General features: G+C 63.7%; 8 protein-coding genes and 1 pseudogene. 5 read left to right on the forward strand and 4 right to left on the reverse strand.

The window, feature by feature from the left end:
- Positions 1-219: pseudogene (locus Q0C64_RS13140) on the reverse strand (lipoyl synthase); the annotation flags it as partial.
- An 85-nt stretch (positions 220-304) separates the two neighbouring features.
- On the opposite strand from Q0C64_RS13140, the gene Q0C64_RS13145 reads away from it, so the two are divergent.
- Positions 305-937 carry a carbonic anhydrase gene (locus Q0C64_RS13145; RefSeq protein WP_294124293.1) on the forward strand — a complete coding sequence of 211 codons (633 nt, stop codon included), beginning with the start codon at positions 305-307 and terminating at the stop codon, positions 935-937.
- 18 nt (positions 938-955) lie between these two features.
- On the opposite strand, the gene Q0C64_RS13150 is transcribed toward Q0C64_RS13145, so the two are convergent.
- Entirely contained in the window at positions 956-1,288 is a 333-nt protein-coding gene (locus Q0C64_RS13150) for a hypothetical protein (RefSeq protein ID WP_294124294.1), read from the reverse strand.
- Between the two features lie 115 nt (positions 1,289-1,403).
- Between Q0C64_RS13150 and Q0C64_RS13155 the strand changes: the two genes are divergently transcribed.
- The 3 genes from Q0C64_RS13155 to Q0C64_RS13165 all read left to right on the forward strand — a co-directional run bounded on the left by Q0C64_RS13155 (position 1,404) and on the right by Q0C64_RS13165 (position 3,288).
- On the forward strand, positions 1,404-2,138 hold the full coding sequence (locus Q0C64_RS13155; RefSeq protein WP_294124295.1) for an NYN domain-containing protein: 735 nt from the start codon (positions 1,404-1,406) through the stop codon (positions 2,136-2,138).
- 100 nt (positions 2,139-2,238) lie between these two features.
- Entirely contained in the window at positions 2,239-2,802 is a 564-nt protein-coding gene (locus Q0C64_RS13160; RefSeq protein WP_294124296.1) for a PAS domain-containing protein, read from the forward strand.
- Positions 2,803-2,859: 57 nt separating this feature from the next.
- Complete coding sequence (locus tag Q0C64_RS13165; RefSeq protein WP_294124297.1) at positions 2,860-3,288, forward strand: DoxX family protein; 429 nt, start codon at positions 2,860-2,862, stop codon at positions 3,286-3,288.
- Here Q0C64_RS13165 and Q0C64_RS13170 read toward each other — a convergent pair whose 3' ends face one another.
- Entirely contained in the window at positions 3,289-3,576 is a 288-nt protein-coding gene (locus Q0C64_RS13170) for a DUF1905 domain-containing protein (protein WP_294124298.1), read from the reverse strand.
- A 47-nt stretch (positions 3,577-3,623) separates the two neighbouring features.
- On the opposite strand from Q0C64_RS13170, the gene Q0C64_RS13175 reads away from it, so the two are divergent.
- On the forward strand, positions 3,624-4,007 hold the full coding sequence (locus tag Q0C64_RS13175) for an amino acid-binding protein (protein WP_294124299.1): 384 nt from the start codon (positions 3,624-3,626) through the stop codon (positions 4,005-4,007).
- 21 nt (positions 4,008-4,028) lie between these two features.
- Here Q0C64_RS13175 and Q0C64_RS13180 read toward each other — a convergent pair.
- Positions 4,029-4,241: M28 family peptidase (locus Q0C64_RS13180; protein ID WP_294124300.1), on the reverse strand; the 213-nt coding region annotated here is incomplete at its 5' end.

Below are 4,241 nucleotides of genomic sequence, written 5' to 3' on the forward strand. Positions count from 1 at the left end.
CGTGCAGGTGTCGCCTAGGATCATCACCGTGGCGTGCTTCTTGGTCCAGCATTCGCCGATGTTCGGGCAGGCCGCTTCCTCGCACACGGTGGCGAGATTCAAGGAGCGCATCAGCCGGCGCGTCTCATGATAGCCCTCGCTGACCGGCGCCTTGACGCGGATCCAGTCGGGCTTGCGCTGCTTGGGCGCCTGGGGGGGAACAGGAAGCGGTGCGTTCATGCCGGGGCAGATAGCGATTTGGGTCCCGACTTGCCACCCCTCGCCCGCCCGACTAACCGGCTGGCCAGTGTGGTAGGAGTGTCGAATGAAGGGCTTTGGCAATCTGCTTGAGGGCTATCGCCGGTTCCGGGCCAATAAATTCGTCACCGAGAAGGGCCGCTGGCAGGATCTCGCCGAGGGACAGTCGCCCCGAGCTGTCGTGATCGCCTGCAGCGATAGTCGGGCCGATCCGGCGACCATCTTCGACAGCAATCCCGGAGAGATTTTCGTCGTTCGCAACGTCGCCAACCTGGTGCCGCCGTTCGAGACCGGCGGCGGCCGTCACGGCGTTTCGGCAGCGCTGGAGTTCGCCGTCACCCAGCTGGAAGTTCCGGAAATCGTCGTCATGGGCCATGAGCGCTGCGGCGGGATCAGCGCGGCGCTGACCGGCAAGTTCAAGGGCGCGGCAGCCGGCGAAGGCGGATTCGTGTCCGCCTGGATGAATCAGGTCGATGGAGCAGCCGAGCAAATCGCCCGCGACCATGGCACCGACGAGGAAGCGCACCGGATGCTGGAGGAAGTCGCGATTCGCCAGAGCCTGGCCAACCTTCGCACCTTCCCGTTCGTCGCGGCGCGCGAAAAAAATGGCACCTTGAAGCTACTCGGGTGCCATTTTTCCATTCGCGATGGCGAATTGTGGCTGCTCGACGAAGCGGACGATAGTTTCCGTCCTGTCTAAGCAGACGGCGCTAAGCGATTAACACCTAACGTTATAATCGTAGATCGGGTTGCCGTACTGATCGACGTAATAGCAATAGCCGCGCGTATCGCGATAATATTGGCGGCCCTTGATCACCGCGCCGGCGACTCCGCCCAGCACCGCTCCGACCAGGGCGCCGGTCACGGGGTTGACGCCCGGAAGGATCGCACCGGCCACTGCGCCGCCGACCGCGCCGATCCCGGCGCCCGTGGCGATACGCCGGCCCTGCGAATCATATTGGTAGCCGTCATTGTAGCCATAGGGGCCGGTCGCGCAGGCCGAGACCGCGAGACTGCTTGCTATTGTCGACGCTAAAACTAGACGTTTCATGACCTACATCCTCCTGAAACTCTTTTCGCCCTTCACGGGTATAAAAGCGTCCAGGCGCCGATTTCGTTCCGACCCCGTTGCGGTATGAACGGCAGACAAACAGAACGAAGAAGCGATGCCCGACCGAAACGATTACACCGAATCCGAGCTGAACATTGCCTTGCTGATCGATGCCGACAATGCGTCGCCCGAGCATCTCGACGAAGTGCTGCTGGTGCTGGGCGAGCTCGGGACGATCAATATCCGCCGTGCCTACGGCAATTGGGCCAAAACGTCCTTAAAGGGCTGGGGCGCGCTGACCGGCCTCCATTCAATCGTGCCGATGCAGCAGTTCGACGTGGTCAAGGGCAAGAGCTCGACCGACATGCGGATGACCATCGACGCGATGGACCTGCTTTACCGCGGCCATGTCGACGGGTTCGGCATCATGTCGTCGGATTCGGACTTCCTGCCGCTCGCCCAGCGCATCCGCGAGGACGGACTGCCGGTCTATGGCTTCGGCACGGCTAAGACGCCGATGAGCTTCCAGCAGGCCTGCACCCGCTTCTTCGACGTATCAGCGCTGGCCGCGGCGCAGGCCGAAGCACTCGACCAGCCGATCGCCGGCGAAGGCCAGCGGCCGGTCGATACCGACCTGCTGCAGGTGCTCGGCAATGCCTTCAAAGCCTCGAAGCGCGACGAGGAAGGCTATGCCTCGCTGTCGGAGATGGGCCAGCGGGCCAAAGCAGTGTCCAGCTTCGCGGTGCGCAATTACGGGTACAACCGCCTGTCCGACCTGATCAAGGCCTTGCCCAACTTCGGCACCAAGCTGACCGACGACGGGCGGATGATGGTCAAGCGGCTGCGCTAGCCATGGTGGCAACAGCGCCACAGGTTTCACTTTTTTGAAAACGCCGGAACCTTCTGCGAATTGCCTTGGTTAACAGCGGCAAGCTCGACGCTGACGAACCATGCCCGCCACGCAAACCGCCCAAGACTTCCTCGACCAGGCGCTCGACGCGCTCAGGGCCGGAAACGAATGCTTCCGGCCGGTGCTCGATGCCATCCCTGCGCCGGTCTACCTGACCGATGCCGACGGCATGGTGACCTATTGGAACCAGGCCTGCGTCGACTTTGCCGGCCGCGAGCCCGAACTGGGCAAGGACCGCTGGTGCGTCACCTGGCAAATCCAATCGATGAGCGACGAGCCGGTCCCGCATGACCGTTGCCCGATGGCTGTGGCGATCAAGGAGCGGCGCGAGGTTCGCGACGAAGTGGCGATCGCCATGCGCCCCGACGGCACGCGGCGGGCATTCACTCCCTACCCCACGCCGTTGTTCGACGACCAAGGCGAGCTGACCTGCGCGGTCAATCTGCTGGTCGATGTGACCGAAGAGCAAGCCGTGGCGCTGTCAGTCCAGGCAAAACGCTGCCAGCGCCTCGCCGCGGCGATCAGCGACCGCCAGACCAGTGATATGCTGAACGGCATGGCCAAGGGCTATGAGGCCAATGCCGCCGCGCTGCGGCAGGCTTGATTTCGCTTTCACAACCCCGCAGCAACGGCAGGTCAGTTTCAGAGCGGGAGCCGTTGGATGGGTGAGAGCCGTTTTGGACCGCAGGCGCTGAGCCTGCTTCGAATTGTCGCCGCGCTGCTGTTCCTGCAGCATGGCACGGGCAAGCTATTTGGCTTTCCGCCCCTCGGCATGAACCCTCCCGTGCTGTCGCTCTATTGGGTCGCAGGCGTGATCGAGATCCTGGGCAGCCTGCTCCTGATCTTTGGGCTGGCGAGCCGGCCGGTCGCCTTGCTCCTCTCGGGGGAAATGGCGGTCGCTTATTGGATGGTGCACGCCCCGCAATCGACCTTCCCGCTGATCAACAAGGGCGAGGGAGCGATCCTGTTTTGCTTCATTTTCCTGCTGATCGCGGCGGCCGGGCCAGGGCCGTGGAGCCTCGATGCCTCGCGCAGGAAAAGCGTGGTGCAGACCGAGGATTCGACCGGCGAACCGCTGCCGGAAGGATGATCAGAGGATTTCCAGCTCGAAGCTGACCTCGTCGCCGGCGGCGATCCCGGCGCGGCAGCGCACTTCCTTCTTCACCGGCAGGATGTAGCCGCCCGACTTCTGCGGGAACACCGAGGTCCGCCAGCAAACGTCGCCAACGCGCGCCTCGACGCGGACCGAGCCGAACCCGCCGCGCCTGGCCAGGCTCTCGGCGCGGATTTCGCCGGCGAGATCTTCGGGCACGGTGAGGAAATGCCAGCTGGCACCCTCGCCGCTCCACAGCCAGAGGGGGCCGGTGACGGCGATCATGGATAGGCTGCTTGCCGGTTCATCGCGCTATGCATTAGCAAAGCAACATGTACGACGTCGCCATCGAACTGCCCGGGCGGCCGGGTTCACTCGCGCGCTTCGGTGAGGCGCTTGGCGCGGCCGGCGTCAGCCTGGAAGGCGGCGGCGTCTTTACCGTCGGTGGTGTCGGCTACGCCCATTTTTTGGTCGAGGACGGAGAGACGGCGCGCGCCGCACTTGAGAAGGCCGGGCTTGGCACAGCCACTTTTCGCCCGGTGCTAATCCGCCGTTTGAAGCAGGGCGTGCCGGGCCAACTTCGCGCGATCGCCCGCGCCCTTGGCGACGCGGGGGTCAATATCGAGACCCAGTATAGCGATCACGCCAACCGGCTGATCCTGGTCGTCGACGACATGGACACCGCCGAGCGCGTGACAAGGGACTGGGGTACCTGAGCCAAAAGTATCACGGCCTCGTCATTGACCTGCAATGGCCAAAATCATCGCCTCCAGCCCCTGCACCACACGGGCCAGCCGATTGTAATCCAGCTTGTCCGGGCGATCCGCGCCCTGGTGATAGTGCGGATAACGGAACGGCGCCGTGTCCGTGACCATGAAGGCCGGAATGCCCTTCTGCGAAAAAGACCAATGGTCAGACCAGTCGATGCCCTGAATGAACGACGGCGCCGT

The sequence above is a fragment of the Sphingomonas sp. genome, assembly GCF_023266535.1.
Taxonomy (GTDB): domain Bacteria; phylum Pseudomonadota; class Alphaproteobacteria; order Sphingomonadales; family Sphingomonadaceae; genus Sphingomicrobium.

Bases quoted from the DNA above. Each gene is read 5' to 3' on its own strand.
- Q0C64_RS13145 (WP_294124293.1), top strand. From the start codon at position 305: ATGAAGGGCTTTGGCAATCTGCTTGAGGGCTATCGCCGGTTCCGGGCC.
- Q0C64_RS13150 (WP_294124294.1), bottom strand. From the start codon at position 1,288: ATGAAACGTCTAGTTTTAGCGTCGACAATAGCAAGCAGTCTCGCGGTC.
- Q0C64_RS13155 (WP_294124295.1), top strand. From the start codon at position 1,404: ATGCCCGACCGAAACGATTACACCGAATCCGAGCTGAACATTGCCTTG.
- Q0C64_RS13160 (WP_294124296.1), top strand. From the start codon at position 2,239: ATGCCCGCCACGCAAACCGCCCAAGACTTCCTCGACCAGGCGCTCGAC.
- Q0C64_RS13165 (WP_294124297.1), top strand. From the start codon at position 2,860: ATGGGTGAGAGCCGTTTTGGACCGCAGGCGCTGAGCCTGCTTCGAATT.
- Q0C64_RS13170 (WP_294124298.1), bottom strand. From the start codon at position 3,576: ATGATCGCCGTCACCGGCCCCCTCTGGCTGTGGAGCGGCGAGGGTGCC.
- Q0C64_RS13175 (WP_294124299.1), top strand. From the start codon at position 3,624: ATGTACGACGTCGCCATCGAACTGCCCGGGCGGCCGGGTTCACTCGCG.